The following is a 14258-nucleotide window of genomic DNA, read 5'->3' on the forward strand; positions in this document are numbered from 1 at the left end:
GGTTGGTGGGCGATACCGGACTCGAACCGATGACCTCTTCCGTGTGAAGGAAGCGCGCTACCAACTGCGCCAATCGCCCATACCCGTGGGGTACGTCAACCGATACTACCGGACGCTCAGAGGCCGCGAGGACCACTCGGCGAGACACGCGCGAGATTCGCTGCCGGTTTGGCGGAGTGCGGATCTTCGGCTAATGTTTCATGAGTGCCCGGGACAACCGGGAACGAAATGCGGATGTAGCGCAGTTGGTAGCGCACAACCTTGCCAAGGTTGGGGTCGCGAGTTCGAGTCTCGTCATCCGCTCGAGTGCAGTGGATCTTCTTCGGAAGATCCGCCGCACGTGGGGTCAATCCACACGGTGGCGTGGCCGAGCGGCTAGGCACCGGCCTGCAAAGCCGTTTACACGGGTTCGAATCCCGTCGCCACCTCACGGAAAACTGAAAAGCCCCAACGGGCGCGATTGGCGCAGCGGTAGCGCGCTTCCCTGACACGGAAGAGGTCACTGGTTCGATCCCAGTATCGCGCACAGACAAACCCCCGGTTCTCCGGGGGTTTTTTCGTGTTCGGCAGATCGCCGGTCATAGACTCCAACGGTGAACGCCGATGCGCAGCTTCCGACTGCGGAACCCGGTGCGGTGGTGCGGCGCTCCTCGAGTCCTGCCATGAAAGCCTGGATCCTCCTGCCGGCGCAGATCTTTCTTACCGGCCTGATCACCTACGTAGCGATCGCGACCTGGACGTCCATCGGGGGCGCCTACACGGAAGGTCTGCAGGTCATCGGCTTCGCATTCTTCTCCACTCCGCTCACCGTCCTGGTGTTCCTGCTCGGTCTCCCCCTCCGCCTGGCACCGCCGGTGCGCCTGTGGTGGTTGCAGCATGCAGGCTGGACGTTCGCGCTGTTCGGCGTGGCGGCATGCGGGATGGTGCTGTCCTACTTCGTGGGTGACGCGGGACCGGTCCACTACGTCGAAACCGTCGCCTGGCCTGCGACGGACGGCTATGAGCCGGACGCTCGACTCTTCCTCCCTTCGCTCGTCGTGCTCGCATTCGCGACCATGCATCTTCGTCCGCCGCTGCGCCGCCGCCCTGCCGGGGGTCTGCGCGATGGATGGCCCTAGCGGTGTCCCGAGGGATGGCGCGGCAGGCCGCGTGCTCGGCCGGCGCCGAGCACGCGGCTCCTCTCACGCCAAGAGCGTCTCGCCGATGAATCCGTCCTCCGCGCATCCGGGTGGGACCGCGAACACGGCAGAGCCGATCGGAACCGTCCACTCGTTGAGCAGGTCAAGCTCATCGAGTCTGCGTTGCATCGGGATGAACTGCCGGTCGATGTCGGCCTGGAACGAGACGAAGAGCAGACCGGACTCGGAGACCTCGCTGCCGGCCGGCCGCTCGTCATAGTTGTACGCGCGTCGGAAGATTCGTTCGGACCCGTCGCCCCTGGCACGCCGGATGTGCGCGAACGTCGGGATGACGGGGAAGCCGAGCGACGTCTTCGCCTCGAAGTCGGGCTCGTCGAACTCCGCGGTCCCGGTCAGGGGCGCCCCGTCGGCGAGTGTCCTCCCCACGGATGCGTCGCGTCCACCCCGGTCCAAGCGGTCCCATTTGTCGAGATCCATGCGGATGCGACGGAGCACCATTCCTGTTCCGCCATCGAGCCAGCCTCCCGCGCTCCATACGACCTCATCGAAGTCCGTTGTACCCGGCTCGGGGTTGGTCGTGCCGTCCACCTGTCCGAAGAGGTTGCGCATCGTCGTCCCCGGGCGCTCGGTGCCGTAGGCGCGGCGGAACCCCTGCTGCGTCCATCGGATGCTCGCGAACCCGCGGGCGTCCTTCAGGAGCATCCGCGTCGCGTGGGCGACCGTCAACGGATCGTCCCCGGCGATCTGGATCAGAAGGTCGCCGTCCGAGAACTCCGGACGCAGTCGATCCACTCCGAAAGCCGGGAGGGGCGCGAGCCATGAGGGACCTGTTCCGCCGGCGCGCGCGACGAGACCCGGGCCGAAGCCGAAGGTGATCGTGAGTCGCGCCGGCGAGAGGGCGAGCTCCGGCTCGGAATCGGCGAGAGCAGGGCGACCCTGCGTGAGACGAGCCGCGTCGTCCGTGAGGATGCGCAGCAGGCGGATGAGACCCCCACGGTCGACATCCTCGCGGAGATCGAGCCCGAGGAAGACGCCATGCGCCTGCGCCGCAGTGTCGATGCCGGCTTGATGCGTGCCGAAGAACGGGACGGTCTGCTCCCCGTTCATCGGGGCGGAGACCGGCTTCGCGCCGTCTTCCCGGCTGTTCAGGGCGAGGTCCACTCCGATGGCCGCGGCCGCACCGACACCGGCGACAGCTCCTCCGAGGAGGAACTGTCGCCGGGTCGACCCGGCGCGGCGGGAGCGGGCGCCCTCAGAGGGCGCCGTCATCACTGCTCCATGCCGTCTTGCTCTTCGCCGCCCTCGTAGTTCTCGTTCGCGCCGGAGTAGTCCTTGACGGGAGCGGAGAACTCGTAGGTGGAGTCGTCGGAGAACGTGAGGGTGAAGGTGACGTCGCTGCCCGCCGTGAGCGGGCCGGTCAGACCCATCATCATGATGTGGTTCGCGCCCGGCTCCAGAGCGAGATCGCCGCCGGCGGGGATGACGAATCCGCCGTCCTTCTCACGCATCACCATCTCACCGGCTTCGTTCTCGACCGTCTCATGCAGTTCGAGCATGTTCGAGGCCTCGGACGTGACGGACACGACGGTCACGTCGGCGTCGCCGCTGTTGACGAGCGTTCCGAAGCCCGCGGACATGCCTTCTTCCGCCGACTTCACCCAGGCATCCTCGATGGTGACGGCGTCGCCCGCGGGGCGGGGCGAAGAATCGGTCGGACTGCTCTCCGGGGCGCATCCGGTGAGCGCGAGCAGGGAGACCGCGATCACGGCCGCGAGGCGGGGAAGGTTCTTGGTGGTGTTCACAATGGTGCCTTTCACAGGTCATCTGCCGCGGAACCGCCGTCTTCCGGCGGTGCGGCTGCCGTCCGAGGACGACGAAGGAATCGAAGGAGCACGAGGACGAGGACGGCCACGGCCGCCCCGCCCGCTCCGATGAGCAGCACCCTGACGGCGCTGCCCGAATCTGCGGCGTTCTGATCCGGCTGTTCTGCGGGCGCTGAGGGGGTCTCCACCGCGCCGCCCGATACCGGGCTCTCCATCGGCTCGGCATCGCCGACCGTGAAGGGGACGACACCGGCGATCGGATGGCCGTCTTCCGACACCACCTGCCACCGCACCTGGTAGCCGGCGGTCGGCATCCCCGGCGCGAGCGGAGCGGTGACTGTGCGGCCGTCGACCGTGACGTCGCCGGAGACCCAGTCCTTCCCCGATGCGTCGACGACCAGGACGACAGCCCCGGTCAGCGACTCATCGAGCACCAGGAGCTCGCCGGAGAACGTCATCGTGATGCTCTCCGGCGCTGCCGCCACGCGCTCATCGGCGGCCGGAGTGCTGGATATCAATTGGTCATGGGCGGACGCGGGCGTGGCGATCGCGAGGGTCGCGACCGTCGCCAACGCCAGCCCGGCCGCAATCCTGCGGACAGGGGACATGGGAATGGCCTCTCATCAGACGTCGCGTGCGCGACGTGCCTGCATGCGTTCAGTAACCCCACGCGCAACGACGGCGCGCGGAGGTGACGCACCACGGGACCCGTGTGGGCCCAGGGCGCGGATCAGATCGCAGCGGAGAGAGGAGGAGCGCGACCTCTGAGAGTCGCGAGGAGAACGAGATCGCCCGCAGGCGCGTCGTCGAAGAAACCACGAAGACGGCGCGGGAGTCGGAGGGAGGGGAGGACCAGGACGTGATCGACACGGCGGCGTAGCCATCGGCCCAGTTGCACGGCCAGGTCTCGCACGGCGACGATCAGGCGCTCGCCCCGATGCAGCGCAGCCACCGTCAGCAGCGCGGCGAAGGCGTGGCCCAGCCACATCGACGCGTCGGCGGTCACCGCCTCCGGGATGCCGGTCGTCGCCGGGATCACGAGAGGCGCGCCATGCACGTGGGGCGCGGAGACGCCGGACGGTGTGACGGTGCCGAGCACGAACAGGGTGTGGAACAGGACCTGGCTCACGGCGACGGAGAGGGTCAGGCGGATCAGCGACAGCGAACGACCGGCGAGCAGCACGCAGATCATGAAGGAGAAGACCCACGGCACGAGGATGCCGAGCGCTCCGGGCATCTGCCCACCGCCCGACACGTGGCCGGCGAGGGCGACGAAGATCGCCAGTGACGAGGCGGCGAAGCCGCGGATGACGGCTGGCTTCCTGGACTCGGTCACGGCTCCAGTCTGGCATGGACGGCGCGTGCGCCCCATCGTGGGCCTCCTGATCGCGCCCACCTTCGGTTCACTCCCGTGACCGCGGCGCTCTCTTGACCAGTTCGTAGGCGGCGAGCGCTGCCTTCCGCGTCTCCGCCAGCTCGATGATCGGCACAGTGGGCGCTTCGGATGCCCACCGCGAGATGTAGAGACCCTGCGGGTCGAACTTCTTCGCTTGGAGCTCGGGATTGAACACGCGGAAGTACGGTGCGGCGTCGGCACCTGAGCCCGCGACCCACTGCCAGTTGAAGGGGTTGTTCGCCTCGTCGGCGTCGACGAGCGTGTCCCAGAACCACTGTTCCCCGAGCCGCCAGTCGATGAGCAGGTTCTTCACGAGGAAGGATGCCACGACCATCCGCACCCGGTTGTGCATGTAGCCGGTATGCCAGAGTTCGCGCATGCCGGCATCCACGAGCGGCACGCCCGTCTCGCCGTGCTGCCAGGCGTCGAGGTGGAGGGGGTCCAGCGGCGGCCAGGGAAAGGCGTCGAACTCCGGTCGCAGATTCTCGCTCGCGAGGGCGGGGGAGTGGTACAGCGTGTGCCAGGCGAATTCGCGCCAGCCCAGCTCGGAGAGGAACCCGCCGGCGCCGTCGACGCCGACCGCCTCATGCCAGATCGTGAACGGGCTGATCTCTCCCCAGCGCAGGTGAGGGGACAGCAACGATGTGGCCCCCGCGGACGGCTCGTCGCGAGCGCGGTCGTACTGCGGGAGATCCTCATCGAGGAAGTCCCGCAGGCGCCGTCGCGCGGCGGGTTCGCCGGGCTCCCACGTCTCGCGCAGGCCACCGGCCCAGTCGGGACGGACGGGCAGCAGGCTCCAGTCCTCGAGAGCATCGGATGCGGGAGCACGGTCCGGGCTCTCGACCGTTCGCGGTTCCGGCAGGGGAGCACGGGGCGCCGGGAGCGCGAGGCACGCGCGCCAGAACGGGGTGAAGACGGAGTAGTGGGTGCCGCTGCCGGTCGTCACCGTCCACGGCTCATGCAGCAGGGAGGCGGCGAAGGAGGCGACTTCGAGTCCCGCGGCCCGGAGCCCCGCTTTCAGCGCCGAGTCGATCTCCCGCGCGGCACCCCCGTACCGGCGGTTCCAGAGCACGGCACCGGCCCCCACATCCGCGACCGTCTGACGCACGACACGTTCGGCCGGGCCGCGGCGCAGTACGAGCGCACCGCCGCGCTCACGGAGACGATCGTCGAGCGACGCCAGTGAGTGATGCAGCCACCAGCGGGCTGCGCCACCGAGCGGACGGACGCCCGGCGACTCCTCATCGAGCACGTAAAGCGCGATGACCGGTTCGCCTCGATCGATCGCGGCCCGGAGCGCCGGGTTGTCGGCGAGTCGGAGATCGTCGCGGAACCACACGATCGAGGGGGATGTCATGGACACCATTCTCTTCGAGCTTTCGGTGCGGGTTCGTCGTTCACCGCCGACGGCGGTTTCGGCGGCGGGGCGTCTCGTCTGCGGTCGACCACAGCGCCCAGAGGACGAGGAGCGGCTGCAGGAACAGCCTCCCGAGCCGTCGAGCATCCGTGTCGAGTCCCGGCGTCGAGCGTTTGGTCCGCCACTGGTGGACGTTGCCGGGCATCACGGCGACGAAGAACGCGGCGGTCGCCCAGCCGATGCGCCGACGCTCCTTCGGCAACGCGAGCAGCCCTGCGGCGAGTGCGATCTCCGCAGCGCCGGAGGCGATCACGATCGCGTCCTTGTCGAGCCTGGTCAGTCGGGTGGCCCAGTCCGGCACCACCACCCGGAATCCGCGGGTGCCGAGGAAGTGGCCGACCCCGATCGCGCCGAGCGCGATCGCCAGGATCCATCGTGCGACTGCTCTGTCCATCCGCTCACGTTACGTGATGTGAGGGTGGGTTCGAGACTTCCGTCCTCCTCGGCCGCGCGATGCCCGTCACTCCGTGGAGGGCATCCGGGTCCGCTCCCAGGAGCGGAACTCGTCGACGATCTCCGGCGTGTGCGTGTGGTGGAGGTAGTGCGTTCCGTCGAGCGGTACGACCGTTCCATCGGCGACGGCCTCGGCCTGTTCCTCGTGCAGATCCACCCACGTGGGGACGGCAGGATTGTCCGCCACGACGAACAGCAGCAGGGGGAGCTCTTCGGGGAAGCTCGTGCCGAGAGCATCCTCGAAGTTCGCGGGGAGCAGCGACATCGCGTTCAGGTAGGTGGGGCTCAGCGTGTTCCGGTCGGTGAGCAGCGCGATCTGTTCCCGTGCCTCCTCGGAGTACATGGACTCGTCGTATCCCGTGCCGCGGAACGACGCGATGAGTCGCACCAGCCCGAGGTTCTTCGCTGCACCGAAGAGTCCGACGGGCAGTTCGGTGTCCGAGCCGGGCTGACCGGGGACGCTGCTGTCGATCCCGACGAACGCCCGCACCTCGTCGGGATAGCGGTTCGCGAACTGGATGCCGTAGATGCCGGCGATGGAGTGACCCATCAGGACGTAGTCATCGATGCCGAGCTCCTGCAGGGCGGAGTGCGTCTCGGTCACGATGTTGTCGGTGGTGCGGGCCCGATCCGTGCCGTCGCTCAGCCCGTAGCCGAACGGCTCCACCACGATGACGCGATGATCCTGGGCCAGCTCGGCTACGAGCGGCTCGAAGTCGAGCACGGGCGATGCGGTGCCGAAACCCGGCAGGAGCACGATGTCCTCCGGACCCTCACCGGTGATCATGATGTTCATCTCCTGCCCGTCCACGGTGACCTTCTGCCCGTACGGCTCGATGCGATCCTGTTCGATGGCGGTGGCCACCGCGTTGCCCACGGTGGTTGTGACCAGTCCGACGGCGATCACGGCTGCGACGGATGTGAGCGCGATGAGCACTCTCTTGACGGGCTTCTTCATGCCGACCTCTCTCTGCGCACGCACTGTGCGCCCTCGTTCCAGCGTGCTGCCCGGCGTCCGCTGCCGCGTCGACCTGCCGTGGACACTCGTGTACTGCGATCGCAGTACACGACGCTCATCCCGGTGGGGGATCCGGGAGTAGGCGTCCCGGTGAATACTTGTGTGATGCCGGCACCTCGTCCCCCAGGAATCGCGGCGCCGCTCTCCGACGTGATCGCCGTGGTCGTGGTGGTCGTGTTCGCCGTGTCGCCCTTCCCGGACGAGGCGTTCCGCGCGGCCGGATGGCTGCTCGTCGTCGCCCTCGTCCCCGCGTCCGCGATGCCGTTCCGTCGCCGGCATCCCCTCGTCGTGCTCGTAGTCAGCCTGCTGTGCGCAGTGTGCCTGTCATTCGCGGGTGTCCTGTCGCCGAGCGCACTCATCGCCATGGCGATCAGCGCCTTCGCCGTCGTGGACCGTCGCGGGCGACTCGTCGGGACCGTCACCGTGGGCTCGGCGGCGGCGATCGTCTTCTTCTCCAACGCGATCCCGCTCGGCGGGGATCTCTTCGATGCCCGCGCGCTGCAGTTCGTCTTCATCATCGCCCTCGCCGGAGCGCTGGGGGACGCGACCAGGTCACGACGCGAGTTCGTCTCCGCCATGACAGAGCGAGCGGAGCGGGCCGAACAGGGGAGGGAAGGGGAAGCGCGGCGACGGGTCGCCGAAGAACGGGTGCGCATCGCGCGCGACCTGCACGACGTGGTCGCGCACCAGATCTCGGTCATCAGCCTCAACGCGGGCGTGGCGTCATCCGCGCTGGAGAACCGGCCGGAGCGTGCGCGCGAGGCCCTGAGCACCATCCGCCGTTCCTCTCGCACGGTGCTCGCCGATATCGGTGGGCTGATGGCGCTGCTGCGCTCCGACGATCCGGATGATCGTCGCGATCTTCGCCCGCAGGTCGGCCTCGCCGGTCTCGACGACCTGACGGCGCAGTTTCGCGAGGCCGGGCTGGATGTCGATCTGCAGGACGAGCCCGATCGGCCCGCACTCTCGCCGGCCAGCGATCACGTCGCCTACCTCGTGGTCCTCGAAGGATTGACGAATGCGCACAAGCATGGAGCGGACGCCATAGCGCTCGTCCGGCTGCGCACGGAAGACGGTGCGCTCCACCTCATCGTCGACAATCGGGTGGCGGCGGAATCGGAGGCGGTGTCGGGTGCGGGTGGCCACGGACTGCGTGGACTTCGCGAGCGCGTCGCCGCCGTCCGCGGAGATGTGCAGACCGGCCGGGCCGGGAGCACATTCCGCCTCGAGGTGCGCATCCCCCTCGACGGAGGAGCGCCATGATCCGGGTGCTCGTCGTCGACGATCAGCCGTTGGTGCGGCAGGCTGTCCGCGACATCCTCGTCGACGGCGGCATCGACGTGGTCGGTGAGGCAGCGAACGGGCGCGAGGCGGTGTCCGCGGTGCACGAGTCGATGCCGGACGTCGTGGTGATGGACATCCGGATGCCGGAGCTCGACGGCATCGCCGCCACCGCGCAGATCCTGAGCGCGTCGCGGTCCACCGCGACCCGCGTGCTCATCCTGACGACCTTCGAGGAGGACCACTACGTCGTCGCCGCACTCCGCGCCGGCGCGAGCGGCTTCATCGGCAAAGGGGCGGAGCCGGAGGACATCGTCAGCGCCGTCCGTGTGGTGCACCGCGGTGAGGCGCTCCTGTCGCCCGCCGCGACGCGGTCCCTGATCGAGCGCTCCGTGCCGCCTCGGCATCCGCGAGCCGATGCCTGGCACGAGGAGCCGCTGCGACAACTCACGGAGCGTGAGCGTGAAGTGCTGCTCCTCGTGGCGGGCGGGGCGTCGAACCAGGACATCGCGGATGGCCTCGTGATATCGCCGCACACCGCGAAGACCCATGTGAACCGCATCATGTCGAAGCTCCACGCACGCGATCGCGCGCAGCTCGTGATCCACGCGTACGAGTCGGGGATCGTGGTCGCCGGCGCCTGAGCGCACGCCGCTCCGGCGGTGTGCGCTCAGGCGTGCCCGCGGCGGTCGGGACGGCGTGATCATGCGAGTAACCTGGACACCGACCCAGATGGAGAGTTTCTGTGCCTGAAAACGCCCGGCCGAATGACGGCTTCGCCCTGTTCACTGACCGAAACGTCGTCGCGATGCGCGTCAACGGCGATCTCAAGGATCTCGCCACGACCGTGACCGACACCGACGAGGTCGAAGCGGTCACGATCGACAGCGACGATGGACTGAACATCCTCCGCCATTCGGCGGCCCATGTGCTGGCGCAGGCGGTGCAGCGCATCAACCCGCAGGCGAACCTCGGCATCGGCCCGCCCATCACCGACGGCTTCTACTACGACTTCGGTGTCGAGACCCCGTTCACACCCGAGGACATCAAGGCCATCACGAAGGAGATGCAGCGCATCGTCCGCGAGGGCCAGCGCTTCGTCCGCCGCGTGGTGACCGACGAAGAGGCCCGCGCCGAGCTCGCGAACGAACCGTTCAAGCTCGAGCTCATCGGTCTCAAGGGCGGGAAGGAAGCCGCCGAGGGGGCCTCCGTCGAGGTCGGCGAGGGCGAGCTGACGATCTACGACAACACGACGCGTGACGGCGAGGTCGTCTGGAAGGACCTCTGTCGCGGACCCCACCTGCCGAACACCCGCATGATCGGCAACGGCTGGGACCTCACCCGCATCGCTGCCGCGTACTGGCGTGGCAGTGAGAAGAACCCGCAGCTGCAGCGCATCTACGGCACGGCCTGGCCGACCAAGGACGAGCTGCGTGCCTACCAGCACCGCCTGGAGGAGGCCGCCAAGCGCGACCACCGCCGCCTCGGCAAGGAACTCGACCTGTTCTCGTTCCCCGAGGAGATCGGCTCCGGCCTCTCGGTCTGGCACCCTCGCGGCGGTGTGATCCGCGGCGAGATGGAACAGCACGCGCGAAAGCGCCACATCGAGGGCGGCTACACCTACGTGTACACGCCGCACATCTCGAAGGAAGACCTCTTCCTCACCTCGAACCACCTCGTCACGTACAAGGAGGGCATGTTCCCGCCGATCGTGATGGACGAGGAGCGCGACGACGAGGGCAACATCACCAAGCAGGGCCAGGACTACTACCTGAAGCCCATGAACTGCCCGATGCACATCCTCATCTACAAAGAGCGTGCGCGCAGCTACCGTGACCTGCCGCTGCGGTTCGCCGAGAACGGCACCGTCTACCGCAACGAACTCTCCGGCGCCCTGCACGGCCTCACCCGGGTGCGTGGTTTCACGCAGGACGACTCGCACCTGTTCGTCACGCCGGACCAGCTCGAGGCCGAGGTCGCCAAGGTGCTGGAGTTCATCCTCTCGATGCTCCGCGACTTCGGTCTGACCGACTTCGAGCTCGAGCTCTCGATGAAGGACGACGAGAAGTCGAAGTGGATCGGCTCGGAAGAGTTCTGGGAGTCGTCGACCGATGCGCTGCGCCGCGTCGCCGTCGCGTCCGGACTCAAGCTGACGGAGGTTCCCGGTGAGGCCGCGTTCTACGGCCCGAAGATCGACCTCAAGACGCGCGACGCGATCGGCCGCACCTGGCAGCTCTCGACCGTGCAGGTCGACCCGAACCTGCCGGAGCGCTTCGACCTCGAGTTCATGGACAAGGACGGGCAGAAGAAGCGCCCGATCATGATCCACCGCGCGCTGTTCGGCTCGATCGAGCGGTTCTTCGCGATCCTGCTCGAGCACTACGCGGGTGACTTCCCGGTGTGGCTGTCTCCGGTGCAGGTCGTGGGGATCCCGGTCGCCGACGACTTCGCCGACTACCTGGGCGACGTCATCGACACGCTGCGTTCCCAGGGCGTGCGCGCCGAGCTCGACACCTCGGACGACCGGATGCAGAAGAAGATCCGCACGCACACGACCGGCAAGGTCCCGCTGCTGCTGATCGCGGGGGAGAAGGACCGCGACGCGGGCACCGTCTCGTTCCGCTACCGCGACGGCGCACAGGAGAACGGTGTGCCGATCGCCGACGCCGTGGCCCGTATCCGTGCCGCCATCGACTCGCACGCCCTCGTGCAGACAGCCGGGGACCTGGCGTGACCGAGGGGGAGCAGCCGCTGGAGGATTCCGGGCTCCTTGCCGGGGTTCCGGACGAGTTCCAGCGGCTGTGGACCCCGCACCGGATGGCGTACATCCAGGCGGGCCCGGAGCCGCTGCGCGAGGAGTGCCCGTTCTGCGAGGCACCGAAGTTCCCCGATGCCGAGCGGCTGGTCGTCGCCCGGGGCGAGACGGCCTACGTGCTGCTGAACCTCTTCCCGTACAACTCCGGACACCTGCTCGTCTGCCCGTACCGTCACATCGGCACGTACGACCAGGCCACGCCCGAGGAGGTCGCCGAGATCGGCGCGCTGACGCAGACGGCGATGCGGGTGCTGCGGGAGGTGTCGCGCTGCGACGGTTTCAACCTGGGCATGAACCAGGGCGCGGTGGCGGGCGCCGGCGTCGACGCCCATCTGCACCAGCACGTGGTGCCGCGCTGGACGTCGGATGCGAACTTCTTCCCGATCATCGCGAAGACCAAGGCTCTCCCGCAGCTCCTCGGCGAGGTGCGCGAGGCCGTGGCGAATGCCTGGCCCCAGCAGCAGGCGTGACGTCGGCGCTGTGACGTGGTGACTTCAACCGTCCGCGCGGGCGCCGGCATCGTGCTCCTCGCACTCGCCCTTCCGATCGCGGCGTGCGCGTCGCAGCCACGCCCCGAGCCCACTGCTTCGCTGAGCGTGGAGGACGAAGGACGTGCCTTCCTCCTCGAGCAGGGGTACGCCACGAACGAGGGGCGTCTCGCTCCGAAGACGCCGGAGCACGAGCGCCTCGTCGCCGAGGTCATCGACAGCGGCGTGTGGGAAGGCATTCCCGACGAGGATCTCGCCTGGATGAGCCTGGAGCTCACCCTCGACGTGTGTCTGAAGGCGATCGAGTCCGGTCATGACGTCGACGTCGATCGGGTGCAGGCCCACATCGACGATCCGGGCATCCTCCAGACTTGGGCTCGCGCGTTCGGGGAATCGGACCCTGGCGTGCCGTTCATGCTCGGAGGTCTGGCGATCACAGGGATGAAGCACCTCTGCCCGGACGATTATCCCGACTGGATCGCTGCGTATCGCGAGCTCCCGATCCCGACCGGGTGAGCCCGAGAGGGGCACACCCGGTCATCGGCCTCAGCGCACCTGACGTGCCGTGAACTGCATCCGCGGGTGGGCGTAGAACTCCTGCGCTTCGACCAGCTGGAGCTCGCGCTCACCGGACTCCAGCGTCGCCTTGAGCAGGTCGTACACGCTGGACGCCGTGCGCTCGAGAGCGACCTTCGCGCTGCCGGTCTCGACGTAGTGCGCCGTGAACAGCGCCGCCGTGACGTCGCCCGAGCCGTTCGCCTTCATCGGCAGGTGCGGGGTCTGCACGATCCAGGCGCCCTGCTCATCGGCGGCGAGCATCTCGATCGTGCCCTCTTCGCGGTCGGGACGCTCGACGCTCGTCACGAGCACGGTCCCGGGACCCATCGCGCGAGCGACATCGACGGACGCGAGAGTGGATTCCAGGGTGTCCGGCTCGGTGCCGGTGAGGAAGCCGAGCTCGAACTGGTTCGGTGTGATGATGTCGGCCACCGGAACGACGCGTTCGCGCAGCAGGACCGGGATGGCGGGTGCGACGAAGCAGCCGGACTTCGCGTTGCCCATCACCGGGTCGCACGCGTACACGGCGTTCGGGTTCGCGGCCTTGACACGAGCGACCGCGTCGATGATCACGTCGCCGATGCCCTCCCCGCCCTGATAGCCGCTGAGGATCGCATCGATCTGGCCGAAGACGCCGCGGTCCTCGATGCCGGTGATGACTTCGCGCACGTCGTCCGGTGCGATCAGAGGACCGCGCCAGGCGCCGTAGCCGGTGTGGTTCGAGAAGTTCACGGTGTAGACCGGGAGCACCTCGACGCCGATGCGCTGCAGCGGGAACACGGCGGCGGAGTTGCCGACGTGCCCGTAAGCCACTGCTGACTGGATGGAGAGGATCTTCATTCTCCGACTCTTTCGTTCAGGGCGGGCCGGTGCCCGCGACGGATGGTCATCGCCCCGCGGCGACGAGGTCTGCGACGAGCGACTCGGCCTCGCCGTCGGAGAGATCGTGCACGGTCAGGCGCAGATGGTGCGAGGGCTCCGCCTTCTCGTCGAGGGCGAAGTCATCCCCGGTACGGGCGAGCCAGCCGCGTCGCATCAGGCGATCGGCGATGGTGCGCGCGGGCTGCGGGAACTCGACCCACAGGCTCATGCCGTCGGACGGCGTCGCATCGATGCCGTCGGCACGCAAGCGTGCGGCGAAGGCGGAGTTCCGCTCGGCGTAGTGCGCAGCGGCGGCGGCGACCTCGGCCATCACCGCCTCGTCTGTCAGCTGTGTGAGGGCGAGACGCTGCAGGAGGTGGCTCACCCAGGTCGTGCCGGGGCTCAGCCGCATCGCGAGTCGCTCGGCCGTCTCGACATCGGTCGCGGCGATCGCGAGGCACATGTCGGGGCCCAGGAACTTCGATACGGAGCGCACCAGCGCGAACCGGCGGTGGGCCGGTCCGATGAGCGACTCGTAGTGTCGCTGCGAGAGCATCGAGAAGTGATCGTCTTCGATGATGAGGACGTACGGGTGATCGGCGAGCACGGCGCGGAGCTCGGCGGCACGCGACGCCGTGAGGCTCGCCCCTGTCGGGTTCTGCGCGCGCGGCGTGCAGATCACCGCGCGGACGCCGGCCTCGAGCGCCGAACGCAGGCCGTCGACGGTCATCCCCTCGGCATCGACGGGGACGGGCACGGCGCGGTATCCACCCAGCCGCACCGTGTGGATGCTCGCCAGGAAGCACGGGTCCTCGAGCGCGACCGCGTCATCGCGCATCAGCGCCTGGGCCAGCAATCTCTCGACGGCGTCGACGGCGCCGCTGGTGATCGTGATGCGGAAGTCGACGTCGTCCAGATCGGCGGAGATCCACTCCCTGGACCACTCCTCGAGGCCCCGATCGATCACGGGCTCGCCGTAGAGCACGGGGCGGGAGGCGATTGTCATCAG

15 protein-coding genes and 4 tRNA genes are annotated in these 14258 nt (G+C 68.3%); 9 read left to right on the forward strand and 10 right to left on the reverse strand.

What is annotated here, in order from left to right:
- Positions 1-3 precede the first annotated feature (3 nt).
- Positions 4-79 (reverse strand) — tRNA-Val (locus CQ042_RS19825).
- A gap of 151 nt (positions 80-230) precedes the next feature.
- On the opposite strand from CQ042_RS19825, the gene CQ042_RS19830 reads away from it, so the two are divergent.
- The 4 genes from CQ042_RS19830 (at position 231) to CQ042_RS19845 (ending at position 1118) form a co-directional block, all read left to right on the forward strand.
- Positions 231-303, forward strand: a tRNA-Gly gene (locus tag CQ042_RS19830).
- Positions 304-357: 54 nt separating this feature from the next.
- A tRNA-Cys gene (locus tag CQ042_RS19835) sits at positions 358-428 on the forward strand.
- A 26-nt stretch (positions 429-454) separates the two neighbouring features.
- Positions 455-526 (forward strand) — tRNA-Val (locus tag CQ042_RS19840).
- A 67-nt stretch (positions 527-593) separates the two neighbouring features.
- A complete protein-coding gene (locus tag CQ042_RS19845) occupies positions 594-1118 on the forward strand; it encodes a hypothetical protein (protein WP_146115443.1) in 525 nt (174 codons plus the stop codon).
- Positions 1119-1181: 63 nt separating this feature from the next.
- Here the strand turns inward: CQ042_RS19845 and CQ042_RS19850 are convergent, their stop codons facing one another.
- From CQ042_RS19850 to CQ042_RS19880, 7 genes are all read right to left on the reverse strand, one after another.
- A complete protein-coding gene (locus CQ042_RS19850) occupies positions 1182-2408 on the reverse strand; it encodes a Dyp-type peroxidase (RefSeq protein WP_105672164.1) in 1227 nt (408 codons plus the stop codon).
- Positions 2408-2941: a copper chaperone PCu(A)C gene (locus tag CQ042_RS19855; protein ID WP_105672165.1), complete on the reverse strand. Its 534-nt coding sequence runs from the start codon at positions 2939-2941 to the stop codon at positions 2408-2410. The genes CQ042_RS19850 and CQ042_RS19855 overlap by 1 nt, the downstream gene beginning before the upstream one ends.
- A gap of 11 nt (positions 2942-2952) precedes the next feature.
- Positions 2953-3570: a copper resistance CopC family protein gene (locus CQ042_RS19860; protein ID WP_105672166.1), complete on the reverse strand. Its 618-nt coding sequence runs from the start codon at positions 3568-3570 to the stop codon at positions 2953-2955.
- Positions 3571-3692: 122 nt separating this feature from the next.
- Positions 3693-4298 carry a hypothetical protein gene (locus CQ042_RS19865; RefSeq protein WP_105672167.1) on the reverse strand — a complete coding sequence of 202 codons (606 nt, stop codon included), beginning with the start codon at positions 4296-4298 and terminating at the stop codon, positions 3693-3695.
- 67 nt (positions 4299-4365) lie between these two features.
- Positions 4366-5715 (reverse strand): deoxyribodipyrimidine photo-lyase, encoded by a 1350-nt coding sequence (locus tag CQ042_RS19870; protein ID WP_105672175.1) that lies wholly within the window; start codon positions 5713-5715, stop codon positions 4366-4368.
- A gap of 40 nt (positions 5716-5755) precedes the next feature.
- Positions 5756-6169 (reverse strand): hypothetical protein, encoded by a 414-nt coding sequence (locus CQ042_RS19875; protein ID WP_105672168.1) that lies wholly within the window; start codon positions 6167-6169, stop codon positions 5756-5758.
- 66 nt (positions 6170-6235) lie between these two features.
- Positions 6236-7186: an alpha/beta fold hydrolase gene (locus tag CQ042_RS19880; protein ID WP_105672176.1), complete on the reverse strand. Its 951-nt coding sequence runs from the start codon at positions 7184-7186 to the stop codon at positions 6236-6238.
- Positions 7187-7351: 165 nt separating this feature from the next.
- Between CQ042_RS19880 and CQ042_RS19885 the strand changes: the two genes are divergently transcribed.
- From CQ042_RS19885 to CQ042_RS19905, 5 genes are all read left to right on the forward strand, one after another.
- A complete protein-coding gene (locus tag CQ042_RS19885; RefSeq protein ID WP_105672169.1) occupies positions 7352-8509 on the forward strand; it encodes a sensor histidine kinase in 1158 nt (385 codons plus the stop codon).
- Entirely contained in the window at positions 8506-9171 is a 666-nt protein-coding gene (locus tag CQ042_RS19890) for a response regulator transcription factor (protein WP_105672170.1), read from the forward strand. The genes CQ042_RS19885 and CQ042_RS19890 overlap by 4 nt, the downstream gene beginning before the upstream one ends.
- Positions 9172-9335: 164 nt before the next feature.
- Complete coding sequence (gene thrS, locus CQ042_RS19895; RefSeq protein WP_219844885.1) at positions 9336-11261, forward strand: threonine--tRNA ligase; 1926 nt, start codon at positions 9336-9338, stop codon at positions 11259-11261.
- Positions 11258-11812, forward strand: a complete 555-nt coding sequence (locus CQ042_RS19900) for an HIT domain-containing protein (RefSeq protein WP_105672172.1) — start codon at positions 11258-11260, stop codon at positions 11810-11812. Before thrS ends, CQ042_RS19900 begins: the two co-directional genes overlap by 4 nt.
- Before the next feature lie 15 nt (positions 11813-11827).
- Complete coding sequence (locus CQ042_RS19905; protein WP_105672173.1) at positions 11828-12346, forward strand: hypothetical protein; 519 nt, start codon at positions 11828-11830, stop codon at positions 12344-12346.
- A 30-nt stretch (positions 12347-12376) separates the two neighbouring features.
- On the opposite strand, the gene pdxY is transcribed toward CQ042_RS19905, so the two are convergent.
- Both pdxY and CQ042_RS19915 read right to left on the reverse strand, forming a co-directional pair.
- On the reverse strand, positions 12377-13228 hold the full coding sequence (pdxY, locus tag CQ042_RS19910) for a pyridoxal kinase PdxY (protein WP_105672174.1): 852 nt from the start codon (positions 13226-13228) through the stop codon (positions 12377-12379).
- Positions 13229-13274: 46 nt separating this feature from the next.
- On the reverse strand, positions 13275-14258 hold a 984-nt coding region (locus CQ042_RS19915), incomplete at its 5' end, for an aminotransferase class I/II-fold pyridoxal phosphate-dependent enzyme (protein ID WP_105672177.1).

This window comes from Microbacterium sp. MYb62, from assembly GCF_002979475.1.
Taxonomy (GTDB): Bacteria; Actinomycetota; Actinomycetes; order Actinomycetales; family Microbacteriaceae; genus Microbacterium.

What these genes read in the sequence shown, in the direction of transcription:
- CQ042_RS19875 (WP_105672168.1), bottom strand. Translation starts at nt 6,169, where the DNA reads ATGGACAGAGCAGTCGCACGATGGATCCTGGCGATCGCGCTCGGCGCG.
- CQ042_RS19850 (WP_105672164.1), bottom strand. Translation starts at nt 2,408, where the DNA reads ATGACGGCGCCCTCTGAGGGCGCCCGCTCCCGCCGCGCCGGGTCGACC.
- thrS (WP_219844885.1), top strand. Translation starts at nt 9,336, where the DNA reads ATGCGCGTCAACGGCGATCTCAAGGATCTCGCCACGACCGTGACCGAC.
- CQ042_RS19870 (WP_105672175.1), bottom strand. Translation starts at nt 5,715, where the DNA reads ATGACATCCCCCTCGATCGTGTGGTTCCGCGACGATCTCCGACTCGCC.
- pdxY (WP_105672174.1), bottom strand. Translation starts at nt 13,228, where the DNA reads ATGAAGATCCTCTCCATCCAGTCAGCAGTGGCTTACGGGCACGTCGGC.
- CQ042_RS19890 (WP_105672170.1), top strand. Translation starts at nt 8,506, where the DNA reads ATGATCCGGGTGCTCGTCGTCGACGATCAGCCGTTGGTGCGGCAGGCT.
- CQ042_RS19885 (WP_105672169.1), top strand. Translation starts at nt 7,352, where the DNA reads ATGCCGGCACCTCGTCCCCCAGGAATCGCGGCGCCGCTCTCCGACGTG.
- CQ042_RS19880 (WP_105672176.1), bottom strand. Translation starts at nt 7,186, where the DNA reads ATGAAGAAGCCCGTCAAGAGAGTGCTCATCGCGCTCACATCCGTCGCA.
- CQ042_RS19860 (WP_105672166.1), bottom strand. Translation starts at nt 3,570, where the DNA reads ATGTCCCCTGTCCGCAGGATTGCGGCCGGGCTGGCGTTGGCGACGGTC.